Here is a 2,514-nt window from a genome sequence, read left to right as displayed (position 1 = left end):
TTGCTATAGGTATAAGGGGGAACCTGATTCGTGAATTATCGCTTTTGTTCCATCAGCCGTGAGGAACAGGACGATAGAGTGTTGACGTGACAATGCGCCGTATATTTACCCGCATGATCGAGTCGTAAATTCAGAACCTGTACCCGTTGCGAAAATCAATGTTAACTCCCTGCGTGACTATCCTCTTTTTAATAAACGTACAAGGAAAGTAGACCATGCCAGTAATATCAACCGCGTCTCCTTTACTCAATGCTGTTTTGCCTCTCAACGCTGAAGCAGAGAAAAAGCAACATCACAAAAATCATTCAGTTAATAGCCATCTCGTTTTAATAACCTCACCGTCTGATGCTGATGCCAGACATTTAAAAAAAACCAGCGCCAGTGTTAGCCATAACCTACTGAGTTGGTTGAAGGCATGGTGTCCAATTAAAAACACCCAAAAGACCGCAGAAAATGATGAGCTCAGTGTCATGGGGCCTTCATTATTACAGCAGGCAGAGGCTATTTCCGCTCAGCGTCATGAGGGGTTGGCACCTTTCTCACCACCGCCCTTAAGGCTGAAGGGGAAAGCCGGATGGCTCATGGGGGCAGGTATTTTGGCGGGTGCAACAGCGGGTACATTAACGTTGCGTCACTACGCAGCGCATCAGTCGAGCGGCGCAACGGACTGGCCCGCAGGCACGCGTACACTCGCTGCACCCGGCAATGATTCGATTGGAGAATATCATCACATTGAAAATATCGGGTATTTTGAACATATTCCTCCCGCGTTACAAAGTGCCAACCTTATCAGCGAATCGTACCTGCACCCAGACGAAAAAGATCATTCAAATTCTGATAATAACCATGAAATAAGATCGGGTGTTATCGGGTTTTTGAAAAAGAATAATTTTCTGGATAAAAATGTAGTCAATAATCAAATCAAAAAAGAAGTTTTGGTCTCGGCGGTGGCTGAATATATTTATGGTGATGACGGTGATGCTGTTAAAACGCTAGCCAATAAAGAAATAAGCGTTGCCAAACATATTTTGGCGGAAACCGATCTCTACGGTGGAAGAAGAGGGGAGAGTATCTCTGCTGAATTTTCTCAGGCCGTAATCAGTCACTGGATGTTCAATCAGGTTCTCGGTATGTATCCGGGAGAGTATCTGGCGGATAAAATTAAATCTAACGACTACCCCTCCTATTTTACGGTCAGCAGCCTTAAGTACATTCTAGGATTGAATCAGATCTTTAATGATGGCCTGCTGAACTATCAAGAGATTCCTGCTGACCGCTGGGGGGAATTTAATAGCATGTGGTATTTATATGTAGAAAAAGAGATCCCCATGCTGAAATGGTCAGAAAAGAACATTGATAAAATTTCACTGGGGAGTCAGGTTTTTGCCGATCTCTATGCAGGGTCTGCCCTGTTAGATAAAACGCATGATTTGAAAAAATTCACCCTCAACGAAACGTTACAAATCGGAAGTGGGCTATGGGATATGGTGACCGACCAGGGCGCCGGCCTGGATAATATTGGCTATTTTTTGCTTCCCTCTCTCATTATTCCCGCGAGTAACCAGAAGAAACTGCCAGTCACCCGTGGACATTCATTCAGAACACAGGTTGCAGCTGTAGAGGATTATATTCATTATCGAAAAGAGGTAATGGCTATACAACAGGCGTTAACCAATCAGTTTGAAAGATACACCTCCGCTGTCAATGCCTGGCTCAGTAAAGGAAAACTGGCTGATAAAATTATTGCTGATTGCCCTACATCGGAGCTGCCAGGGTTGCCTGATTTAGCCGATGGGATTCGCTCTAAGCAACAAATGCGTGAAAAAAAAGAAAAACAAGCCAAGCAATTGTACTTGAATGAATTTGTAAAACCCTGCAAAAAAGCGCCAGAGAAACTCGATGATGAATATAATAAACTGACTCGCGAGGTAGTGAACAGTTTTCAAAAACTCGATGAGAATATTATTTTTTCTTCCTTTGGTACGATTGATAAAACTGAAGTGGATTTCATTTTATCATCAGATGTAAAAATAAATCCCGTGCAGTTTTATATGCGCGCCGATCGTCCCGTCGCTTGTGTGCACAGCGTCTGCCGAATCACTGATTTTGATGTCAAGTTAAAAGACACCGATCTGTTTTCTGTAAATAAAGATAATCAGGAGAGAATTTATGCGTTGAAGAGGGTGATGAGTCATTCAACCTTTTCCTATCGACTTATCCGTGTCGATCGTGATATCAGAAAGTATATTAATAACGGGCTGCTCGATAATGGTTTTACTAAAAATTACGTGGTTGAGACAGATCGAGTAATCGACAGCGATAATTTTAATTTCAGCATCACTACGCTACGTTCCCCAATCGAAAATAATAATACCGATGCTCATCCTTTGATAGGCTATCTTTCCAAAAAACACAGTGATGATTTCTATCATCAGTTATATGCTTCCGGTAATGATAAATCCGGATTGCAAAAAGCGTGGGGTTTTGTCAAACACGTAATTCCTTTTTATGATT

The 2,514-nt window shown here is 42.4% G+C and carries 1 pseudogene; it reads left to right on the top strand.

Annotated elements, in window-relative coordinates:
* Window positions 1-215 precede the first annotated feature (215 nt).
* Window positions 216-2,514: pseudogene (locus tag J5224_RS24865) on the top strand (hypothetical protein); the annotation flags it as partial.

It is taken from the genome of Candidatus Symbiopectobacterium sp. NZEC135, assembly GCF_025962695.1.
Note: the sequence above shows the minus strand (reverse complement) of the source record. Positions and strands in the feature narration are given on the sequence as shown.